This window comes from Pseudomonas frederiksbergensis, from assembly GCF_900105495.1.
Taxonomy (GTDB): domain Bacteria; phylum Pseudomonadota; class Gammaproteobacteria; order Pseudomonadales; family Pseudomonadaceae; genus Aquipseudomonas; species Aquipseudomonas frederiksbergensis.
Genome location: NZ_FNTF01000002.1, coordinates 2,016,968 through 2,036,216 on the forward strand (window position 1 = coordinate 2,016,968; position 19,249 = coordinate 2,036,216).

Annotated in this window: 23 protein-coding genes; 11 read left to right on the forward strand and 12 right to left on the reverse strand. The window is 59.1% G+C overall.

Annotated elements, in window-relative coordinates; all coding sequences use genetic code 11:
- The first annotated feature begins 16 nt into the window (after positions 1-16).
- Positions 17-910 (forward strand): ZIP family metal transporter, encoded by an 894-nt coding sequence (locus tag BLW70_RS09530; RefSeq protein ID WP_074873790.1) that lies wholly within the window; start codon positions 17-19, stop codon positions 908-910.
- Positions 911-952: 42 nt separating this feature from the next.
- Here the strand turns inward: BLW70_RS09530 and BLW70_RS09535 are convergent, their stop codons facing one another.
- From BLW70_RS09535 to BLW70_RS09580, 10 genes are all read right to left on the reverse strand, one after another.
- The gene (locus BLW70_RS09535) at positions 953-1,228 is read right to left on the reverse strand and encodes an HPr family phosphocarrier protein (protein ID WP_074873791.1); all 276 of its coding nucleotides are present in this window, start codon (positions 1,226-1,228) and stop codon (positions 953-955) included.
- 15 nt (positions 1,229-1,243) lie between these two features.
- Positions 1,244-2,101 carry an RNase adapter RapZ gene (gene rapZ, locus BLW70_RS09540; RefSeq protein ID WP_074873792.1) on the reverse strand — a complete coding sequence of 286 codons (858 nt, stop codon included), beginning with the start codon at positions 2,099-2,101 and terminating at the stop codon, positions 1,244-1,246.
- Positions 2,102-2,103: 2 nt separating this feature from the next.
- Positions 2,104-2,568: a PTS IIA-like nitrogen regulatory protein PtsN gene (gene ptsN / locus BLW70_RS09545; RefSeq protein WP_056742951.1), complete on the reverse strand. Its 465-nt coding sequence runs from the start codon at positions 2,566-2,568 to the stop codon at positions 2,104-2,106.
- Between the two features lie 12 nt (positions 2,569-2,580).
- Positions 2,581-2,889, reverse strand: a complete 309-nt coding sequence (hpf, locus tag BLW70_RS09550) for a ribosome hibernation-promoting factor, HPF/YfiA family (protein ID WP_007941242.1) — start codon at positions 2,887-2,889, stop codon at positions 2,581-2,583.
- 74 nt (positions 2,890-2,963) lie between these two features.
- Positions 2,964-4,457 carry an RNA polymerase factor sigma-54 gene (locus BLW70_RS09555; RefSeq protein WP_074873793.1) on the reverse strand — a complete coding sequence of 498 codons (1,494 nt, stop codon included), beginning with the start codon at positions 4,455-4,457 and terminating at the stop codon, positions 2,964-2,966.
- Positions 4,458-4,641: 184 nt separating this feature from the next.
- The gene (gene lptB / locus BLW70_RS09560) at positions 4,642-5,367 is read right to left on the reverse strand and encodes an LPS export ABC transporter ATP-binding protein (RefSeq protein WP_008150757.1); all 726 of its coding nucleotides are present in this window, start codon (positions 5,365-5,367) and stop codon (positions 4,642-4,644) included.
- Positions 5,367-5,915, reverse strand: coding sequence for a lipopolysaccharide transport periplasmic protein LptA (gene lptA / locus BLW70_RS09565; protein WP_046052886.1), 549 nt, complete (start codon positions 5,913-5,915; stop codon positions 5,367-5,369). The genes lptB and lptA overlap by 1 nt, the downstream gene beginning before the upstream one ends.
- Entirely contained in the window at positions 5,902-6,474 is a 573-nt protein-coding gene (gene lptC, locus BLW70_RS09570) for an LPS export ABC transporter periplasmic protein LptC (RefSeq protein WP_046052887.1), read from the reverse strand. The genes lptA and lptC overlap by 14 nt, the downstream gene beginning before the upstream one ends.
- A gap of 7 nt (positions 6,475-6,481) precedes the next feature.
- Positions 6,482-7,006: a KdsC family phosphatase gene (locus BLW70_RS09575; RefSeq protein ID WP_074873794.1), complete on the reverse strand. Its 525-nt coding sequence runs from the start codon at positions 7,004-7,006 to the stop codon at positions 6,482-6,484.
- Complete coding sequence (locus BLW70_RS09580) at positions 7,006-7,980, reverse strand: KpsF/GutQ family sugar-phosphate isomerase (RefSeq protein ID WP_074873795.1); 975 nt, start codon at positions 7,978-7,980, stop codon at positions 7,006-7,008. The genes BLW70_RS09575 and BLW70_RS09580 overlap by 1 nt, the downstream gene beginning before the upstream one ends.
- A 276-nt stretch (positions 7,981-8,256) precedes the next feature.
- On the opposite strand from BLW70_RS09580, the gene BLW70_RS09585 reads away from it, so the two are divergent.
- The 10 genes from BLW70_RS09585 to hisC all read left to right on the forward strand — a co-directional run bounded on the left by BLW70_RS09585 (position 8,257) and on the right by hisC (position 16,210).
- Positions 8,257-9,066, forward strand: a complete 810-nt coding sequence (locus BLW70_RS09585; protein WP_046045860.1) for an ATP-binding cassette domain-containing protein — start codon at positions 8,257-8,259, stop codon at positions 9,064-9,066.
- Positions 9,066-9,863, forward strand: a complete 798-nt coding sequence (gene mlaE, locus BLW70_RS09590) for a lipid asymmetry maintenance ABC transporter permease subunit MlaE (protein WP_008150745.1) — start codon at positions 9,066-9,068, stop codon at positions 9,861-9,863. The genes BLW70_RS09585 and mlaE overlap by 1 nt, the downstream gene beginning before the upstream one ends.
- On the forward strand, positions 9,863-10,330 hold the full coding sequence (gene mlaD / locus BLW70_RS09595) for an outer membrane lipid asymmetry maintenance protein MlaD (RefSeq protein ID WP_008150743.1): 468 nt from the start codon (positions 9,863-9,865) through the stop codon (positions 10,328-10,330). The genes mlaE and mlaD overlap by 1 nt, the downstream gene beginning before the upstream one ends.
- A gap of 11 nt (positions 10,331-10,341) precedes the next feature.
- Positions 10,342-10,998: an MlaC/ttg2D family ABC transporter substrate-binding protein gene (locus BLW70_RS09600; protein ID WP_074873796.1), complete on the forward strand. Its 657-nt coding sequence runs from the start codon at positions 10,342-10,344 to the stop codon at positions 10,996-10,998.
- The gene (locus tag BLW70_RS09605; protein WP_074873797.1) at positions 10,995-11,300 is read left to right on the forward strand and encodes an STAS domain-containing protein; all 306 of its coding nucleotides are present in this window, start codon (positions 10,995-10,997) and stop codon (positions 11,298-11,300) included. Before BLW70_RS09600 ends, BLW70_RS09605 begins: the two co-directional genes overlap by 4 nt.
- Before the next feature lie 113 nt (positions 11,301-11,413).
- The gene (locus BLW70_RS09610) at positions 11,414-11,653 is read left to right on the forward strand and encodes a BolA family protein (RefSeq protein WP_007912386.1); all 240 of its coding nucleotides are present in this window, start codon (positions 11,414-11,416) and stop codon (positions 11,651-11,653) included.
- Positions 11,654-11,675: 22 nt separating this feature from the next.
- Positions 11,676-12,941, forward strand: coding sequence for a UDP-N-acetylglucosamine 1-carboxyvinyltransferase (gene murA / locus BLW70_RS09615; protein WP_046052892.1), 1,266 nt, complete (start codon positions 11,676-11,678; stop codon positions 12,939-12,941).
- 127 nt (positions 12,942-13,068) lie between these two features.
- On the forward strand, positions 13,069-13,704 hold the full coding sequence (gene hisG, locus BLW70_RS09620) for an ATP phosphoribosyltransferase (protein WP_007901570.1): 636 nt from the start codon (positions 13,069-13,071) through the stop codon (positions 13,702-13,704).
- A 125-nt stretch (positions 13,705-13,829) separates the two neighbouring features.
- Positions 13,830-15,155 (forward strand): histidinol dehydrogenase, encoded by a 1,326-nt coding sequence (hisD, locus tag BLW70_RS09625; RefSeq protein WP_074873798.1) that lies wholly within the window; start codon positions 13,830-13,832, stop codon positions 15,153-15,155.
- A gap of 2 nt (positions 15,156-15,157) precedes the next feature.
- Entirely contained in the window at positions 15,158-16,210 is a 1,053-nt protein-coding gene (gene hisC, locus BLW70_RS09630) for a histidinol-phosphate transaminase (protein WP_074873799.1), read from the forward strand.
- Positions 16,211-16,326: 116 nt separating this feature from the next.
- Here the strand turns inward: hisC and BLW70_RS09635 are convergent, their stop codons facing one another.
- Together BLW70_RS09635 and BLW70_RS09640 are read right to left on the reverse strand one after the other, a co-directional pair.
- Positions 16,327-17,046 carry a DUF4198 domain-containing protein gene (locus tag BLW70_RS09635; RefSeq protein ID WP_074873800.1) on the reverse strand — a complete coding sequence of 240 codons (720 nt, stop codon included), beginning with the start codon at positions 17,044-17,046 and terminating at the stop codon, positions 16,327-16,329.
- 12 nt (positions 17,047-17,058) lie between these two features.
- Entirely contained in the window at positions 17,059-19,164 is a 2,106-nt protein-coding gene (locus tag BLW70_RS09640; protein WP_074873801.1) for a TonB-dependent siderophore receptor, read from the reverse strand.
- Positions 19,165-19,249: the final 85 nt, after the last annotated feature.

The following is a 19,249-nucleotide window of genomic DNA, read 5'->3' on the forward strand; positions in this document are numbered from 1 at the left end:
CAATCCAGGGCTGGCTATGAGCACTGAAACACTGGCGATCGGTAGTGGACGAATGTTTCGTTACGCGTTCGGATCGCTGTTACTGCTGGCAGGCATGACGTTGTTGGTGGCTCAAGGCCTGGCGTGGCTGGACCTTGAGCCGAAACTGCTGCGCGCGTTGCAAGGCGGGGCGATCTGCGCCTTGGGCACAGCCTTGGGCGCGGTGCCCGTGCTGGTCATTCGACGGATGCCTCAAGTGCTCAGCGATACGCTGCTCGGCTTTGGGGCCGGGGTGATGCTCGCAGCGACAGCGTTTTCGTTGATCGTTCCGGGGATCACTGCCGCTGAAAGCTTGGGGCTGACGCCTTGGGCGGCCAGCGGACTGATCAGTTTCGGCATCATGCTGGGGGCGTTTGGATTGTTCCTGGTGGATCGCAAGGTGTCGGGTGCATCGCCGGAAATGCTCGTAGGCACGCTGGAACGACCGGTCATCCCGCCGCGAATCTGGTTGTTTGTGTTTGCGATCATTGCCCACAACATCCCCGAAGGCATGGCGGTCGGTGTGTCGGCGGGAGGGGGCATGCCCGATGCCGATAGCCTGGCCATGGGCATCGCCTTGCAGGATGTACCGGAAGGTCTGGTGATCGCGTTGGTACTGGCCGGGGCAGGGATGTCGCGGGTCAAGGCGTTCCTGATCGGAGCTGCGTCAGGTCTGGTCGAGCCGGTCTTTGCGTTGTTGTGCGCCTGGCTGGTGAGCCTGGCCGAATTGTTGTTGCCCTTGGGGTTGGCGCTGGCGGCCGGGGCAATGTTGCTGGTGGTCACCCATGAAGTCATTCCCGAGTCGCGCCGCAATGGTCACGACAAGCTTGCAAGTCTCGGGTTGCTGATCGGGTTTTGCTTGATGATGGTGATGGATACGGCGTTGACTTAACGGCTGTAGCAACTGGCGAGGCCTGCTGCTACAGGGCGAGCGTTACTCGCCTTCGCCGAAGTAGTCGTTGATCAAATCCACCAGGGCCTGCAGCGCCTCATCAGCCTGCTCACCTTCGGTGCTGAGGTGGATTTTGGTGCCCTTGCCCGCAGCGAGCATCATCATTGCCATGATGCTTTTTCCGTCGACCGTGGATTCCGGCGTGCGTCCTACCCTGATCGTGCAATTCTTGAACTCACCGGCGACGCCAACGAATTTCGCAGAAGCGCGGGCATGCAGGCCCAGCTTGTTGATGATTTCAATTTCCAGAGCAGGCATCGCGGTGTGAATCCTTTAGCTGAGGTCGCGGTGGCGAACCTGGACGTTCTTCAGGGATTTTTGCAGGGCCTGGCCCAGACGTTCGGTCAGGTAGACGGAGCGGTGATGGCCGCCGGTGCAGCCAATGGCAATGGTGACATAAGCGCGGTTGCTGGCAGCAAAGCGGGGTAGCCACTTTAGCAGGTAGGAGGAAATGTCCTGGAACATCTCTTCGACGTCCGGCTGTGCCGCCAGGTACTCGGCAACCGGTTGGTCGAGACCCGATTGATCGCGCAACTCTGCCTTCCAGTAAGGGTTCGGCAGGCAGCGCACGTCGAACACCAGATCAGCATCCACCGGCATTCCACGCTTGAAGCCGAAAGATTCCACCAGGAACGCCGTACCGGATTCCGGCTGGTTCAACAGGCGCAGCTTGATGGTATCTCGCAGCTGATACAGGTTCAGGTTGGTGGTGTTTACCTTGAGATCGGCGAGATCGGCAATCGGCCCGAGCAGGGCGGTCTCATCGTTGATGGCCTCGGCCAGCGAGCGATTGGAATTGCTCAGCGGGTGACGACGGCGGGTTTCCGAGAAACGCTTGAGCAAGGTTTCTTCGTCGGCGTCCAGATAAAGCACATCACACTGGATATGCCGGCTGCGCACTTCTTCCAGCAGTTCGGGAAAACGCGACAAGTGACTCGGCAAGTTGCGCGCATCGATCGATACGGCCACCAGCGGTTGCGCGAGCTCGGTATGGATCAGCGCACGTTCGGCCAGCTCCGGCAGCAGGCCGGCGGGCAGGTTGTCGATGCAGTAGAAGCCGTTGTCCTCGAGAACATCGAGTGCAGTACTTTTACCTGAGCCGGAGCGGCCACTGACGATGATCAAGCGCATGATTAATGACCGTTTTGCTCGTCCAGGACAACCTGATACAAGGCTTCATTGCTCGGGGCGCTGCGCAGCTTTTCGCGCACTTCCTTGCGGTCGAGCATGCTGGCGATCTGGCGCAACAACTCCAGGTGCGCATCGGTAGCGGCTTCCGGGACCAGCAGAACGAACAGCAGGTCAACCGGTGCGCCGTCGATGGCGTCGAAATCGATGGGTGCATCAAGGTGCATCAGGGCGCTGATGGGCGAGGTGCAGCCCTTCAGGCGGCAGTGGGGAATGGCAATGCCGTTGCCAAAGCCGGTTGAGCCGAGTTTTTCACGGGCAATCAGAGCCTCGAAGACATCTTGCATCTCCAGATCCGGTACTTCTTTATGGATAAGGTTGGCAATTTGCTCGAGGGCTTTCTTTTTACTGCCGCCCGGCACGTTCACGAGGGAACGGCCGGGGGTCAGGATGCTTTCAAGTCGGATCATGGGTAGGGAGTGTTAACGACCGGTCGCGCCCTGGAGGAGGCTTTGGGTCTTTTCCTTATGCTTTTTGAGTTGTTTATCCAGCTTGTCGGTCAGCGCGTCGATCGCCGCGTACATATCGGTATGCTCCGCGTTTGCGACCACTTCATTGCCGGGAATATGCAGCGTGGCTTCGATTTTCTGCTTGAGCTTTTCGACCGTCATCGTGACCTGCACGTTGGTGATCTTGTCGAAATGCCTCTCTAATCGTTCGAGTTTTTCGCCGATGTAGGTGCGAAGAGGTTCGGTCACTTCCAGTTGGTGTCCACTGATGTTGACTTGCATACAGCTTCTCCTTCGTTGCCAGTGCATAAAGCGGCAGGCAGAAATACCTGCCACTGGAACGCTGTGGCGTGGCTCTACATCAACCGCTTGCGTTCGCTCGAAGGCGCGATCCCTAGGGATTCGCGGTACTTGGCGACGGTGCGGCGAGCCACCTGAATGCCTTGTGCCTCCAGTAAACCAGCGATCTTGCTGTCACTCAACGGCTTTTTCTGATTTTCCGCGGCAACCAGTTTTTTGATGATCGCGCGGATTGCCGTGGACGAGCATTCACCGCCCTCGGAGGTGCTGACGTGGCTGGAAAAAAAGTATTTCAGTTCATATATGCCCCGAGGGGTATGCATGAACTTTTGCGTGGTTACCCGTGAAATCGTCGACTCGTGCATCCCTACCGCTTCGGCGATGTCATGCAGGACCAGCGGTTTCATGGCTTCGTCGCCGTATTCAAGAAAACCGCGCTGATGCTCGACGATTTGCGTGGCCACTTTCATCAGGGTTTCGTTGCGGCTTTGCAGGCTCTTGATGAACCAGCGGGCTTCTTGCAACTGATTGCGCATGAAGGTGTTGTCGGCGCTGGTGTCGGCGCGGCGCACGAAGCCGGCGTATTGAGCGTTGACCCGCAGTCGTGGCACGGATTCCTGGTTCAGCTCCACCAGCCAGCGCTCGTTGTCCTTGCGTACGATCACGTCGGGAACGACGTATTCGGCTTCGCTGGACTCGATTTGCGAGCCTGGGCGCGGGTTGAGGCTCTGCACCAGTTCAATCACCTGGCGCAGTTCGTCTTCCTTGAGCTTCATGCGACGCATCAGCTGGCTGTAATCGCGACTGCCGAGCAGGTCGATGTACTCGGTGACCAGGCGTTTGGCCTCGACCAGCCAAGGTGTCTTGGCGGGCAATTGGCGCAATTGCAGCAGCAGGCATTCGCCCAGGTTACGGGCGCCGATACCGGCAGGTTCGAATTGCTGGATACGGTGCAGGACGGCTTCGATTTCGTCCAGTTCGATGTCCAGTTCCGGGTCGAAGGCTTCGAGAATCTCCTCGAGGGTCTCGTCCAGGTAGCCCTGATTGTTGATGCAATCGATCAGGGTCACGGCGATCAGGCGATCGGTGTCGGACATCGGCGCCAGGTTCAGTTGCCACAGCAGGTGGCTTTGCAGGCTTTCGCCGGCCGATGTCCGGGTGGTGAAGTCCCACTCGTCGTCATCGTTGCTCGGCAGGCTGCTGGCGCTGGTCTGGTAGACGTCTTCCCATGCGGTATCGACGGGCAGTTCGTTGGGGATGCGCTCGTTCCAGTCACCTTCATCGAGGTTATCAACCGTCGGGGCGGTTTCCTGGTAGGAGGGTTCCGAAACATCGGCGTTGGGTAGCTGTTCGGCTTTGTCGGCCAAGGGGTCGGCGTTATCGAAGTCGTCGCCTTCTTCCTGGCGTTCGAGCATCGGATTGGACTCCAGGGCCTCCTGGATTTCCTGTTGCAGGTCCAGGGTCGACAATTGGAGCAGGCGGATGGCCTGTTGCAGCTGCGGTGTCATCGTCAGCTGCTGGCCCATTCTCAAGACTAGCGATGGTTTCATGGCAGGGGCTTAACACCTTATTCGCCGGCGCACATGCGCCATCCACTACAGGGCGCCGGAGCGCCAAACATAAGCAAATTATATGCCCGAAACTGCAGCGTTTGCCTAGAGCGCTGTAACAATAAAAAAATGTTGATTTTTTATCGAGACAAGCGCCCGGGCAACCAGCCAGACACCTGAGTGCTTACAGGCGGAACTCATGGCCCAGATACACTTCCTTGACCAGGTCGTTGGCCAGGATGGTGGCAGAGTCACCTTCGGCGATCAGCTGGCCATCGTTGACGATGTAGGCGGTTTCGCAGATATCCAGGGTTTCACGGACGTTGTGGTCAGTGATCAGCACACCAATGCCCTTGGCCTTGAGGTGATAGATGATCTGCTTGATGTCGCCCACCGAAATCGGGTCCACGCCGGCGAATGGTTCGTCGAGCAGGATGAATTTCGGGTTGGTAGCCAGTGCCCGGGCGATCTCCACGCGGCGGCGTTCACCACCGGACAGGCTCATCCCGAGGTTGTCGCGGATGTGGCTGATGTGGAATTCCTGCAGCAGGCTTTCCAGCTCCTGGCGACGACCGGCCTTGTCGAGTTCCTTGCGGGTCTCGAGGATCGCCATGATGTTGTCGGCTACCGAGAGTTTGCGGAAGATCGATGCTTCTTGCGGAAGATAGCCGATGCCGGCCTTCGCACGACCGTGCATAGGCTGGTGACTGACATCCAGGTCGTCAATCAGTACGCGGCCCTGATCGGCCTGTACCAGGCCGACAATCATGTAAAAGCAGGTGGTCTTGCCGGCGCCGTTGGGACCCAGCAGGCCGACGATCTGACCGCTGTCGATCGACAGGCTGACGTCACGCACGACCTGGCGGCTCTTGTAGCTCTTGGCCAGATGCTGAGCTTTCAGAGTTGCCATTACTGGGCCTTTTGCTCGTCGGTTTTCTTCTTCGGCTGGATCACCATGTCGATGCGCGGACGCGACTCGGTAACCTTGTTGCCCGTCGCACGACCGGCGCTGGCAAGCTTTTTCACCGTGTCGTAGACGATTTTCTCGCCTTGGGTGACGTTGTTGTCCTTGTCGATGACTTTGGCGCGATCGATCAGTACGACGCGGTTTTGCGAGGCGTGGTACTGGATGGTCACTCCGTAGCCCTGAACCGGCTTGGTGTCGCCAGCCGTCTGCATCTGCTCGAAGTAGGCCAGATTGCCCACCGATGTCACCACGTCGATGTCGCCGGCCGGCGTGCGGGTGATGGTCACAGTATTGCCTTTAACGATCATCGAGCCCTGGGTAATGATCACGTCACCTTTATAGGTGGCAACACCATTCTTGTCGTCCAGTTGGGCATCGTCGGCCTGGATGCGGATAGGCTGCTCTTGATCGTTCGGCAGAGCCCAGGCGCTCACGCTTCCCAGTGCTGCGCTCAGACCGAGCAAAATAGGGAGGGTTTTAACGAGCCTCATACTGTCCTCTTACGTTCGATAGCAGGTGTATCCTGCTTTCTTTCAAATACGCTTTCATTCCCTTGCCAGTCGACACACCACCAGCGCCGTCGATTCTAACGGGTTGCTCGGTCTGCGCATATTGCTGCTGCGGGAACACTGTCATGCGGGTGGTGGTAATCAGGGTCTTGCGGTTTTTCTCGTCGAAGCGCGTGATGCGCACCGAGTCAATCAGTTCGACCTGGGTGCCGTCGGGGTTCACTTCGCCGTGCTCGCTCTGGACGTGCCATGGGAACTCGGTGCCGCGGAACATGTTCAGGTCGGGGTTGGTCAACAGCGTCACTTCGGTGGCTTTCAGGTGTTCAACCTTGTCGGACGTCATTTCGTATTGCAGTTTGCCGTCCGGCAGATATTGCACGCTGTGGGCGTTGATCGCGTAATAGTCGATCGCCGTTTCATCGATCTTTGCCACCGGCTTGTCGAGGAAGCGTTCCGGACTGATGTTCCAGTAGCCGACCGCGGCGAATATCGCTGCGATGCAACCGAACACCAGGAATTTGCGAATCTTTTTGCTCAGCATAGTTGGCTCACAGGTACGCGGCGTTTGCCGCATCGAGGCGGCCCTGCGCGCGCAGGATCAATTCGCAGAATTCGCGAGCGGCACCCTCGCCGCCGCGGGCCTGGGTGATGCCGTGGGCATGTTCACGGACGAAACTGGCAGCGCTTGCCACCGCCATGCCCAGGCCGACGCGGCGAATCACCGGCAGGTCCGGCAGGTCGTCACCGAGATAGGCGACTTGCTCATAGCTTAGGTTGAGTTGGGCAAGAAGCTCGTCCAGCACCACCAGTTTGTCTTCGCGCCCCTGGTACAGATGTGGAATGCCGAGGTTCTTCGCGCGTCGCTCGACCACCGGGGTCTTGCGGCCGCTGATGATAGCGGTCTGCACGCCAGCTGCCATCAACATCTTGATGCCTTGGCCGTCGAGGGTGTTGAACGTCTTGAATTCGCTGCCGTCTTCGAGGAAGTACAGGCGTCCGTCGGTCAGTACGCCATCGACGTCAAAAACTGCCAGTTTGATGTTCTTGCCGCGTTGCAGCAGGTCGGTGCTCATCACATTACTCCTGCGCGCAGCAGATCGGACAGGTTGAAGGCGCCGATCGGTCGGTCCTCCTTGTCCACCACCACCAGCGCGTTGATTCGATGGTCTTCCATGATTTTCAGAGCCTCGGCTGCGAGCATGTCGGCCCGGGCGGTCTTGCCGTGGACGGTCATGACCTCGTCGATGGTCGTATGGTGGATGTCGATGGTCCGGTCAAGGGTGCGGCGCAAGTCGCCGTCGGTGAAGATCCCGGCCAGTTTGCCGTCGGCCTCCACGATCGCGGTCATGCCCAGGCCCTTGCGGGTCATTTCCATCAAGGCGTCCTTGAGTAGCGTGCCACGTTGCACCTGGGGCAGTTCTGCGCCGGCGTGCATGACGGTTTCCACTTTCAGCAGCAGGCGTCGGCCAAGCGCGCCGCCAGGGTGGGAAAAGGCGAAATCTTCGGCGGTAAAACCGCGGGCTTCCAGCAGCGCAACGGCCAGGGCGTCGCCCATGACCAGCGCGGCGGTGGTCGACGAGGTCGGTGCCAGGTTGAGCGGACAGGCTTCATGCTCGACATGCACGTTGAGGTTGACCTCGGCAGCCTTCGCCAGCGGTGAGTCAGGATTGCCGGTCATGCTGATCAATTGAATGCCCAGGCGTTTGATCAGCGGCAGCAGGGTGACGATTTCATTGGTAGAGCCGGAGTTCGACAGCGCCAGGATGATGTCGTCGCGGGTGATCATGCCCATGTCGCCGTGGCTGGCTTCGGCCGGGTGCACGAAAAAGGCCGTAGTGCCGGTGCTGGCCAGGGTGGCGGCGATCTTGTTGCCGATGTGCCCCGATTTGCCCATGCCGACCACGACCACGCGCCCTTTGCTGGCCAGAATCATCTCGCAAGCGCGTACGAAATCTGCGTCGATACGGGGCAGCAAGCCTTGTACGGCTTCCAGTTCGAGGCGGACGGTGCGTTGTGCTGATTGAATCAGGTCGCTGGATTGGCTCATGTCAGAAATCGTATAGCCTGATGAAAAGGCGGCGATTATAACGGTAATGATCGAAACCCTCACGCAAGTTCGTCGCGCTTTGTCATTCCCTGTTACCGAATACGCCCAAATAGAAGCTTTTACCCCTTCATGTTGCTCAACATGGCCTGGCTTGGGCCTTGGGCGCTTGGCCTTTGCAGTGATATAGTTCGCCGCCAGTTCGGCCTGCCCGGGAGGTATGTGCTTTCGCCAGAAAGCCAGGCGTCCGAGTGAGAGGCTGCATCGCAAGGAGTTTAGATGAGTGCCGATAAAGCCTACGCGGTCGAGCTGAAGGGACTGACCTTCAAGCGCGGAACGCGCAGCATTTTCAATAACGTCGATATACGTATCCCGCGCGGCAAGGTCACCGGCATCATGGGCCCTTCCGGGTGTGGCAAGACTACGCTGCTGCGGCTGATGGGCGCACAGTTGCGGCCCACCAAAGGCGAAGTCTGGGTCAATGGACAGAACCTGCCGAAACTGTCGCGCAGTGACCTGTTCGATGCGCGAAAGCACATGGGCGTGCTGTTTCAGAGTGGTGCGCTGTTCACCGATCTCGATGTGTTCGAGAACGTTGCCTTTCCGCTACGCGTTCATACCGAGCTGCCGGAAGAAATGATCCGGGACATCGTCCTGCTCAAATTGCAGGCAGTGGGCTTGCGTGGCGCCATCGACCTGATGCCTGACGAGTTGTCCGGCGGCATGAAACGTCGTGTCGCTCTGGCCCGGGCGATTGCCCTCGATCCGCAAATCCTCATGTATGACGAGCCCTTTGTCGGCCAGGACCCCATCGCCATGGGTGTGCTGGTGCGCCTGATCCGCCTGCTCAACGATGCGCTGGGCATCACCAGTATCGTGGTCTCCCACGACTTGGCCGAGACTGCGAGCATCGCCGATTACATCTATGTCGTCGGCGAAGGCCAGGTATTGGGGCAGGGCACTCCCGAGGAACTGATGAACTCGCAGGAGCCACGCATCCGTCAATTCATGACAGGCGAGCCTGACGGTCCCGTCGCCTATCACTTTCCAGCGACGGATTACCGCGCAGATCTTCTGGGGAAGCGTTGATGCGCAAGATTTCACTGATAGAACGGGTTCGCAGGTTCGGCCACTCTGGCATTGACGTGCTGGGAGTGTTCGGCCGTTCGGCGATATTCCTGTTTCATGCCTTGCTTGGCCGTGGCGGCATTGGCGGCGGTTTTGGCTTGCTGATCAAGCAACTGCATTCGGTGGGCGTGATGTCCCTGGTGATCATTGTGGTCTCCGGGGTATTCATCGGCATGGTGCTGGCGCTGCAAGGCTTCAATATTCTGTCCAGCTACGGTTCGGAGCAGGCGGTCGGCCAGATGGTTGCGCTGACGCTGTTGCGCGAACTGGGGCCTGTGGTCACGGCATTGCTGTTCGCCGGGCGCGCCGGTTCGGCTTTGACTGCTGAAATCGGCAACATGAAGTCCACCGAGCAGTTGTCCAGTCTGGAAATGATTGGTGTCGACCCGCTCAAGTACATCATTGCCCCGCGCCTGTGGGCCGGCTTCATTTCCCTGCCGGTGCTGGCGATGATCTTCAGCGTGGTGGGCATCTGGGGTGGTTCGTGGGTGGCCGTCGACTGGCTGGGGGTCTATGAAGGTTCCTACTGGTCCAACATGCAGAACAGCGTGACCTTTGCTGACGATGTGCTCAACGGCATCATCAAAAGCATCGTTTTCGCCTTTGTCGTGACCTGGATTGCCGTATTCCAAGGCTATGACTGCGAGCCCACTTCCGAGGGGATCAGTCGTGCCACTACCAAGACCGTGGTGTATGCCTCTTTGGCTGTACTCGGCCTGGACTTTATTCTGACCGCCTTGATGTTTGGAGATTTCTGATGCAAAACCGCACCCTGGAAATCGGTGTCGGCCTTTTCTTGCTGGCTGGCATCCTGGCTTTGCTGTTGCTGGCGTTGCGGGTAAGTGGCCTGTCCCCGAGCGCAACCACCGACACTTATAAACTTTATGCGTATTTCGACAATATCGCCGGTTTGACTGTCAGAGCTAAAGTGACCATGGCCGGTGTGACCATCGGCAAGGTCACGGCGATCGATCTGGACCGCGACAGTTTCACCGGCCGAGTGACCATGCAGCTGGAAAAACGCGTAGATAACCTGCCGACTGATTCCACTGCATCTATCCTGACCGCTGGCCTGTTGGGCGAGAAGTACATTGGTCTCAGCGTGGGCGGCGAAGAAGGCTTGCTCAAGGATGGCTCAACCATCCACGACACACAGTCGTCGCTGGTACTCGAAGACCTGATCGGTAAATTTCTGCTCAATACCGTTAGTAAAGACGCCAAATGAGGAGCCTTTGAATGATCTCTACCTTGCGACGTGGCCTGTTGGTATTACTCGCGGCCCTGCCGTTGATGGCTAACGCCGTGGCAGCGCCCTCAGCGCACGATATCGTGCAGGACACCACCAATCGGCTACTTGCCGATCTGTCGGCCAATAAAGAGAAGTACAAGCAAGACCCGCAAGACTTCTATGCGGCGCTGAACACCATCGTCGGACCTGTTGTGGATGCCGAGGGCATTTCCAAGAGCATCATGACGGTCAAATATTCGCGCAAAGCCACGCCTGCGCAAATGAAGACCTTTGAAGAAAACTTCAAAAAGGGTCTGTTCCAGTTCTATGGCAACGCTTTGCTTGAGTACAACAATCAGGGGATCGTCGTCGACCCTGCCAAGGATGAGTCGGGAAACCGTACAAGTGTTGCCATGACGGTCAAGGGCACCAACGGCGCGATTTATCCTGTGTCCTACACACTCGAAAAGATCAACGGCGAGTGGAAGTTGCGCAACGTGATCATCAACGGCATCAACATCGGCAAGCTGTTCCGCGATCAGTTCGCTGATGCGATGCAGCGCAATGGCAACGACCTGGACAAGACCATCAATGGTTGGGCCGGGGAAGTCGCCAAGGCCAAGGAAGCCAGCCAGAAGCAAGCACCCGAGACGCAAGCTCAATGAGTGTGTCGGCGATTCGCATGAGCGAATCCGGCGAGCTGATGCTCAGCGGCATGCTGGATTACCGCACTGGCCCCGGTTTGCGTAAACAGGGGCAGGCGCTGATCAAATCCAGCAAGGCCGCTGCGCTGGTAGTCGATTGTTCGGCAGTGTTGAAGTCCAGCAGTGTCGGCTTGTCGCTGCTGCTGTGCTTCATGCGTGATGCAGAGGCGGCCGGCAAGGCGCTGAGCATCCGCGGGATGCCAGAAGACATGCGTGAAATCGCTCAGGTCAGTGAACTGACCGAGTTGTTGGCGCATCCCTAACCGCATCTATAAAGAAGCCCCCCGTCAGAGTCCTGCTTCGCGGGGTTCGCAGGCGCGGGGCTTTTTTGTATGATGTCCGACCCGCGCGCACAGGGCGCCGATTGAGGTTGAGCATGCAGGCCGTAGAAGTGAAGAGCTTCCTTGAAGGAAAGCTGCCAGGAACCCTAGTAGAAGTCGAGGGCGAAGGCTGCAACTTTCAGCTGAACGTGATTAGCGATGAACTGGCGGCGTTGAGCCCGGTGAAGCGTCAGCAGCAGATCTATGCCCATTTGAACCCGTGGATCACCGATGGCAGCATCCATGCGGTCACTATGAAATTTTTCAGCAGCGCGGCCTGGGCCGAGCGCACCTGAGCCCAAGGGCGTCGAGATTCTTATGGATAAATTGATAATTACCGGTGGCGTTCGTCTTGATGGCGAAATCCGCATCTCCGGGGCAAAGAACTCTGCCCTGCCGATCCTGGCTGCAACCTTGCTGTGCGATGGCCCGGTGACCGTTGCCAACCTGCCGCACCTGCACGACATCACCACCATGATCGAGCTGTTCGGTCGTATGGGCATCGAGCCGGTGATCGACGAGAAACTCAGCGTCGAAATCGACCCGCGCACCATCAAGACCCTGATCGCTCCGTACGAACTGGTGAAAACCATGCGTGCGTCGATCCTGGTGCTGGGGCCGATGGTTGCACGTTTCGGTGAAGCCGAAGTCGCACTGCCTGGCGGTTGCGCCATTGGTTCGCGTCCGGTTGACCTGCACATTCGTGGCCTCGAAGCCATGGGCGCGGTCATCGACGTCGAAGGCGGCTACATCAAGGCCAAGGCACCTGAAGGTGGCCTGCGCGGTGCGCACTTCTTCTTCGACACCGTCAGTGTGACCGGTACCGAAAACATCATGATGGCAGCCGCTCTGGCCAAGGGCCGCAGCGTTCTGGCAAACGCCGCTCGCGAGCCTGAAGTCATCGACCTGGCGAACTTCCTGATCGCCATGGGCGCCAAGATCACTGGCGCCGGCACCGACACCATCACCATCGATGGCGTCGAGCGTCTGCACCCGACCACTTACAAGGTGATGCCTGACCGTATCGAGACCGGCACCTACCTGGTCGCAGCTGCTGTGACCGGCGGCCGTGTGAAGGTCAAGGACACCGATCCGACCATCCTCGAAGCCGTTCTTGAGAAACTCAAGGAATCGGGTGCCGAAATCACCTGCGGCGAAGACTGGATCGAGCTGAACATGCACGGCAAGCGGCCAAAAGCCGTTAACGTGCGTACCGCTCCATACCCGGCGTTCCCGACCGACATGCAGGCGCAGTTCATCTCCCTCAACGCCATTGCCGAAGGCACTGGCGCTGTGATCGAGACGATCTTCGAAAACCGCTTCATGCACGTTTACGAACTGCACCGCATGGGCGCTCACATCCAGGTCGAAGGCAACACCGCCATCGTTACCGGCATCGAAAAGCTCAAGGGCGCGCCAGTGATGGCCACCGACCTGCGTGCTTCGGCCAGCCTGGTGATCTCGGCATTGATCGCTGAAGGTGACACCTTGATCGACCGCATCTACCACATCGACCGTGGTTACGAGTGCATCGAAGAGAAACTGCAGATGCTCGGCGCCAAGATCCGCCGCGTACCGGGCTAGTTTCTGCTGCATGGGCGCAGGGACGCGCCCGTTGAATTCGTTTCAAGTCGAGCCGTTTCCGGCTCGATGTGTGTCCGGCGCCATTTGCGACCGGGCATGAGTACCTTGATAAGGACTGACGTTTCCCATGTTGACCATCGCACTGTCCAAGGGCCGCATCCTTGACGACACCCTGCCGCTTCTGGCTGAAGCGGGCATCGTGCCGACCGAGAATCCGGACAAGAGCCGCAAGCTGATTATCCCCACGACCCAGGCCGATGTACGTCTGCTGATCGTGCGCGCCACCGATGTACCGACTTACGTCGAACATGGTGCCGCTGACCTGGGCGTCGCCGGTAAAGATGTGCTGATGGAATATGGCGGCCAGGGTTTGTACGAGCCGTTGGACCTGCGAATTGCCCTCTGCAAGCTGATGACCGCCGGCCGTGTCGGTGATGTCGAGCCCAAGGGCCGCCTGCGTGTGGCGACCAAATTCGTCAACGTTGCCAAGCGCTACTACGCCGAACAGGGCCGTCAGGTCGACATCATCAAGCTCTATGGCTCGATGGAACTGGCGCCGCTGATCGGTCTGGCAGACAAGATCATCGACGTGGTCGACACCGGCAACACCCTGCGCGCCAATGGCCTGGAACCCCAGGATTTCATTGCCGACATCAGCTCCCGGCTGATCGTGAACAAAGCTTCGATGAAAATGCAGCATGCCCGTATCCAGGCGTTGATCGACACCCTGCGCAAGGCAGTGGAGTCTCGACACCGCGGCTGATTTACCTGCGCGACGTTAAGTCGCGCCCGTCTATCCGCCTCATAGCCAGAATTCTCAGGTGCCCAAGCGGATCGATGGTAGCTTCGGGTACCTGAGTTTTTTGCCATTCCTATGAGGCTCTCGCTATGACCGCACCGACTGCAATTCGCCGACTCAACGCTGCTGACCCGGATTTCGCACATCATCTGGATCATCTGCTGAGCTGGGAAAGTGTGTCCGACGACTCGGTCAATCAGCGGGTGCTGGACATCATCAAGGCCGTGCGTGAGCGTGGCGATGCGGCGCTGGTGGAGTTCACCCAGAAGTTCGACGGCCTGCAGGTCGCGTCCATGGCGGACCTGATCCTGCCTCGTGAGCGCCTGGAACTGGCCCTGACCCGAATCACCGTGCCGCAGCGTGAAGCGCTGGAAAAAGCCGCGTCCCGAGTACGCAGCTACCACGAGAAACAGAAGCAGGATTCCTGGACCTACACCGAAGCCGACGGCACCGTGCTCGGCCAGAAGGTCACGCCGCTGGATCGCGCCGGTCTGTACGTACCCGGCGGCAAGGCGTCGTACCCGTCCTCGGTACTGATGAACGCGATTCCGGCCAAGGTGGCCGGCGTGACCGAAGTGGTCATGGTGGTGCCGACGCCGCGTGGCGAAATCAACGAGCTGGTGCTGGCCGCCGCTTGCATCGCCGGCGTCGACCGGGTGTTCACCATCGGCGGCGCCCAAGCGGTCGCGGCGCTGGCTTACGGCACCGAAAGCGTGCCGAAGGTCGACAAGGTGGTCGGTCCGGGCAACATCTATGTTGCCACCGCCAAGCGCCACGTGTTCGGTCAGGTCGGCATCGACATGATCGCCGGCCCCTCCGAAATCCTCGTGGTCTGCGACGGTCAGACGGATCCGGACTGGATCGCCATGGACCTGTTCTCCCAGGCCGAGCACGACGAAGACGCCCAGGCGATCCTGGTCAGCCCGGACGCCGAGTTCCTCGACAAGGTCGCCGCCAGCATCGCCAAACTGCTGCCGACCATGGAACGCGCCGAGATCATCGAAACGTCGATCAATGGCCGTGGTGCGCTGATCAAGGTCCGCGACATGGACCAGGCCATGGAAGTGGCCAACCGCATCGCACCGGAACACCTTGAGTTGTCCGTTGCTGATCCGCAGGCCTGGCTGCCGAAGATTCGCCACGCGGGTGCGATCTTCATGGGTCGTCACACCTCCGAGGCCTTGGGCGACTACTGCGCCGGCCCGAACCACGTGCTGCCGACCTCCGGCACCGCGCGTTTCTCCTCGCCGCTGGGTGTCTACGACTTCCAGAAGCGTTCGTCGATCATCTTCTGCTCCGAGCAGGGTGCGTCGGAACTGGGCAAAACCGCTTCCGTGCTGGCCCGTGGCGAGTCGTTGACCGCTCACGCGCGCAGTGCCGAATACCGCATCGTTGACGATAAGAAGGACAGCTAAGCATGAGTAAATTCTGGAGTCCCTTCGTCAAGAATCTGGTGCCTTACGTGCCGGGCGAGCAGCCGAAACTGGCGAAACTGGTGAAGCTCAACACCAACGAAAACCCGTACGGTCCATCGCCAAAAGCCTTGGCGGCGATGCAGACCGAACTGAATGACAACTTGCGTCTGTACCCGGACCCGAACAGCGATCTGCTGAAAAACGCAGTAGCCAGTTATTACGGCGTGCAGAGCAATCAGGTATTTCTCGGCAACGGTTCCGACGAAGTACTGGCGCACATCTTTCACGGCTTGCTGCAACACGATCATCCAGTGCTGTTCCCGGACATCAGCTACAGCTTCTATCCGGTTTACTGCGGGTTGTACGGCATTGCCTTCGACGCGGTGCCGCTGGACGAGCAATTCCAGATCAACCCGGCGGACTACGCCAAGCCGAACGGCGGGATCATCTTCCCGAATCCGAACGCACCGACGGGCTGCCTGTTGGCGCTGGACGCGGTTGAGCAAATCCTCAAGGCGAGCCCGGATTCAGTAGTCGTGGTGGATGAGGCTTACATCGATTTCGGTGGTGAGACGGCGATCAGTCTGGTGGATCGTTATCCAAACCTGCTGGTGACCCAGACCCTGTCCAAGTCCCGTTCGCTGGCCGGCCTGAGGGTGGGGCTGGCGGTGGGGCACCCGGACCTGATCGAGGCGCTGGAGCGGATCAAGAACAGCTTCAACTCCTATCCGCTGGATCGTCTGGCAAATGTCGGTGCAGCCGCAGCGTTCGAAGATCGCGAGTACTTCGACAAGACCTGCCGGTTGGTCATCGAGCATCGTGAAAAGGTCGTTGCGCAACTGCAAGCGAAAGGCTTTGAAGTGTTGCCGTCGGCGGCGAACTTCATCTTCGCCCGTCATCCGAAACACGATGCGGCAGGGCTGGCGGCGAAGTTGCGTGAGCAAGGCGTGATCGTTCGGCACTTCAAGCAGGAACGGATTGCCCAGTTCCTGCGGATTTCCATCGGTACGCCAGAACAGAATCAGGCGCTGATCGACGGCCTCGGCTACCTGTAAGGCTTCCCCGATCCTGTGGGAGCGTGGCTTGCCCGCGATAAACGATAACGCGGTCTACCTATTGCACCGCGGTGTCCCCATCGCGGGAAAGCCTCGCTCCTACAGGGGTTTGTGGGTTACTCGTGATGCGCTTCGCCGAGGAAGGTCAGCGACGTGAACAGCCCACGCGTGGCCACATCCGGGTTGTCCTTCAGCGAAATCTCCATCTGCGCCGAAATCACATTCAACCCTTCATTACGCACCAATACTTGCGCCCGGCCCTCTGCGTCGGTCTCGGTGCTCAAGGTATTCGGCGCGCTACGATAGTCGCCTACCAACTTCACGCCCGCCGCCGGCTTACCATCCAATAGCACTCGAACCGGTAACGATTTACCCGGCCCGACAGTCAACGGATCAACCTCCGGCAGAATCAGCAGTTTCATCTGATCAAGCTTCGGCAGTTTCGCCCCCGGCTGGTAGATCGCCAGGCTGTACTTGAAGGTCTGGGTCGACTCAATGGCCCCCGGTACTTTGCTGCGTCCTTCGTTGATCCATTTTTTATCCGGCGTCTGCGACCACATGCCATTGTCCAGCGCCACGGCCATCACCGCCGGCGGTTTCAACGGCTGCAGGCGGGCGTGGTCGGCCAGCCGTTGCACGCTCACCGGGATCATTTTGCCGGCGACGTCATAAGCCCACGCGCCACTGATTTTCTGCGCCTTGAAGGCGTTATCTTCGGCGCCGTGGCCGTAGATGACTTCGATATTGCCGCGACGTTCTTCGGTCCACAGGCCATGGGCCGAGACTTCAGTGGCGAACAGCAGTCCAAGCAGCGCCAGGGGTTTGAGGTTTTGCATGGTGATTTCCTTTTACAGATTGAGTGTCAGGCTGACGGTGAAATTGCGCGGCTCGCCGGGGTTGACCCAGTAGTTGCTGTAGGAGCGCTCGAAGTATTTTTCGTCGAAAAGGTTGTTCAGGTTCAGGCCCACGGTGACGTTTTCGCTGGCCTTGTAATGGGCCAGCAGGTCGACGGTGTGGTAGGCCGGCAGTTCGAAATCGCTGCCGGCTTCGCCCGACCGATCACCGACATAGGTGAACGCTGCGCCAAGGTCCGAGCCGCGCAAATGACCATTCTGAAATTCATAGACGCCCAGCACACTGCCGCTACGTTTGGCCACGCCGAGAATTCGGCTGCCGGTGGGGATCACCTTGTCGCCTTGGGTGACTTCGGCGTCGATGTAAGCGAAAGCACCGATCACTCGCACGGCATCGGTGACTTGCCCGGTGACTTGCAGGTCGACACCCTGGCTGCGAGCCTTGCCCATGGCGCGGCTGGAGTCCGTCGCCGGATCGAGCGCGAGGACGTTTTCCTTTTCGATATGGAAGGCGGCGAGGGTGCTGCTCAATCGGTCGTCGAACAGTTCGCTCTTGAGCCCGACTTCATAACCGACGCCTTCTTCCGGGTCGAAGGATTTGCCGTCGGCATCCAGGCCGTTGTTCGGTTTGAACGAGGTGGAGACGTTGGTGAATAACCCCACTTCGGGCGTCAATTGGTAGAGCAGCCCGGCCCGTTGGGTCAGTGCGTCGTGGCGCTGGCGGCTGGTCGCATTGCGGCTGTGATCGTCGATGCTTTGTTCGAAATGTTCGAAGCGCGCACCGAGCATGCCGCGCAGTTTGTCGGTGAAGACGATCTGGTCTTGAAGGTTCAACGCCCGACTTTCGACGTGCTCGAAGAAGTCGGTCCCGGAGCGTGCGCCATTGGGTTTCGGCTGGCCATAAATCGGCCGGTAGATATCGATGGCGTAAGGACCGCCGGCAATGGTCGTGACCCGTTCGTTCTTGCGGAAATTCTCGTATTCGCTGCCGATCAGCAGTTCGTGTTGCCAGCTGCCGATGTCGAACATACCGCGCAGTTCGAGCTGGGTGATGCTGTCGTGCCAGTTGGTGTCGCGCTCGCGATAGCGGCGGTTGACGGTATGGCCGTCGGCGTTCAAGGGGCGAGTTTCGGAGGCGAAGCCCCAGAGCTTGCCTTCCTTGTAATGGCTGGCGAGGCGTAGTTTCCAGCGGTCGTTGAGATGATGTTCGAGGGCGGCTTGCAGCAGATTGTTGTGGTTGTCGATGTTGCCGTCGTTGGGTTCGCCAAGAAAGGTCGAACGGGAGACACCGCTCCATTTATTGTTCGGCGCGACGATACCGCGATCGAAGGTCGAGCTGTGGCGCACGAACTCGCTCTCCACCAACAGGCTGGTGTCCGGGTTCAGTTGCCAGCTGAACGAAGGCGCAACGAACACGCGCTGACTGTCGATGTGATCGCGGAAGCTGTGGTTGTCCTCGACAGCCAGGTTCACCCGGGACAGAACATTGCCGTCAGCATCCAGCGGTGTGTTGACGTCCACGGCGGTGCGATAACGATCCCAACTGCCGGCGCTGGTTTGCAGTGTGGTGAAGGCTTCGGGCTGGGGTTTCTTGGTGACGATGTTCACCGTGCCGCCCGGATCGCCACGACCGTAGAGGCTGGCGGCCGGGCCTTTGAGCACTTCGATGCGTTCGACGTTGGCCACGTCCGGCGAGCTTGGATAGCCGCGGTTGGCGCTGAAACCATCCTTGTAGAACTCCGACGTGGTGAAGCCGCGCACGCTGTATTCGTAGAGTGTCAGGCCGCCGAAGTTGTTCTGTTTCGACACGCCACCGGCAAAATCCAGCGCGCGTTCGACGCTGGTGCTGCCCAGGTCCTTGAGCACGCTGACGGGAATCACACTGATCGATTGCGGGATATCGCGAAGGGCGGTGTCGGTTTTGGTTGCGCTGGAGGAGCGCGTGGCGCGGTAACCCTGGACCGGGCCAGTGGGGGATTCGTAGTCGGAGGTGACGCTGATGGCGTCCAGCTCAACGGTTTGCGCTTCTTCGGCGAAGACCGGATCCCCCAGAAAACCGAGGGCCAGGCCGGCGAGGGAAATCATTGTTCGAGACGACATGTTATGTTGTTCCAATAGTGATATTGAAACAATATAACATGCCTAATGAGAATGTCTGCTGTTAACGGCTTTGCAGTTATGGAGC

Bases quoted from the DNA above. Each gene is read 5' to 3' on its own strand.
- BLW70_RS09530 (WP_074873790.1), top strand. From the start codon at position 17: ATGAGCACTGAAACACTGGCGATCGGTAGTGGACGAATGTTTCGTTAC.
- BLW70_RS09535 (WP_074873791.1), bottom strand. From the start codon at position 1,228: ATGCCTGCTCTGGAAATTGAAATCATCAACAAGCTGGGCCTGCATGCC.
- rapZ (WP_074873792.1), bottom strand. From the start codon at position 2,101: ATGCGCTTGATCATCGTCAGTGGCCGCTCCGGCTCAGGTAAAAGTACT.
- ptsN (WP_056742951.1), bottom strand. From the start codon at position 2,568: ATGATCCGACTTGAAAGCATCCTGACCCCCGGCCGTTCCCTCGTGAAC.
- hpf (WP_007941242.1), bottom strand. From the start codon at position 2,889: ATGCAAGTCAACATCAGTGGACACCAACTGGAAGTGACCGAACCTCTT.
- BLW70_RS09555 (WP_074873793.1), bottom strand. From the start codon at position 4,457: ATGAAACCATCGCTAGTCTTGAGAATGGGCCAGCAGCTGACGATGACA.
- lptB (WP_008150757.1), bottom strand. From the start codon at position 5,367: ATGGCAACTCTGAAAGCTCAGCATCTGGCCAAGAGCTACAAGAGCCGC.
- lptA (WP_046052886.1), bottom strand. From the start codon at position 5,915: ATGAGGCTCGTTAAAACCCTCCCTATTTTGCTCGGTCTGAGCGCAGCA.
- lptC (WP_046052887.1), bottom strand. From the start codon at position 6,474: ATGCTGAGCAAAAAGATTCGCAAATTCCTGGTGTTCGGTTGCATCGCA.
- BLW70_RS09575 (WP_074873794.1), bottom strand. From the start codon at position 7,006: ATGAGCACCGACCTGCTGCAACGCGGCAAGAACATCAAACTGGCAGTT.
- BLW70_RS09580 (WP_074873795.1), bottom strand. From the start codon at position 7,980: ATGAGCCAATCCAGCGACCTGATTCAATCAGCACAACGCACCGTCCGC.
- BLW70_RS09585 (WP_046045860.1), top strand. From the start codon at position 8,257: ATGAGTGCCGATAAAGCCTACGCGGTCGAGCTGAAGGGACTGACCTTC.
- mlaE (WP_008150745.1), top strand. From the start codon at position 9,066: ATGCGCAAGATTTCACTGATAGAACGGGTTCGCAGGTTCGGCCACTCT.
- mlaD (WP_008150743.1), top strand. From the start codon at position 9,863: ATGCAAAACCGCACCCTGGAAATCGGTGTCGGCCTTTTCTTGCTGGCT.
- BLW70_RS09600 (WP_074873796.1), top strand. From the start codon at position 10,342: ATGATCTCTACCTTGCGACGTGGCCTGTTGGTATTACTCGCGGCCCTG.
- BLW70_RS09605 (WP_074873797.1), top strand. From the start codon at position 10,995: ATGAGTGTGTCGGCGATTCGCATGAGCGAATCCGGCGAGCTGATGCTC.
- BLW70_RS09610 (WP_007912386.1), top strand. From the start codon at position 11,414: ATGCAGGCCGTAGAAGTGAAGAGCTTCCTTGAAGGAAAGCTGCCAGGA.
- murA (WP_046052892.1), top strand. From the start codon at position 11,676: ATGGATAAATTGATAATTACCGGTGGCGTTCGTCTTGATGGCGAAATC.
- hisG (WP_007901570.1), top strand. From the start codon at position 13,069: ATGTTGACCATCGCACTGTCCAAGGGCCGCATCCTTGACGACACCCTG.
- hisD (WP_074873798.1), top strand. From the start codon at position 13,830: ATGACCGCACCGACTGCAATTCGCCGACTCAACGCTGCTGACCCGGAT.
- hisC (WP_074873799.1), top strand. From the start codon at position 15,158: ATGAGTAAATTCTGGAGTCCCTTCGTCAAGAATCTGGTGCCTTACGTG.
- BLW70_RS09635 (WP_074873800.1), bottom strand. From the start codon at position 17,046: ATGCAAAACCTCAAACCCCTGGCGCTGCTTGGACTGCTGTTCGCCACT.
- BLW70_RS09640 (WP_074873801.1), bottom strand. From the start codon at position 19,164: ATGTCGTCTCGAACAATGATTTCCCTCGCCGGCCTGGCCCTCGGTTTT.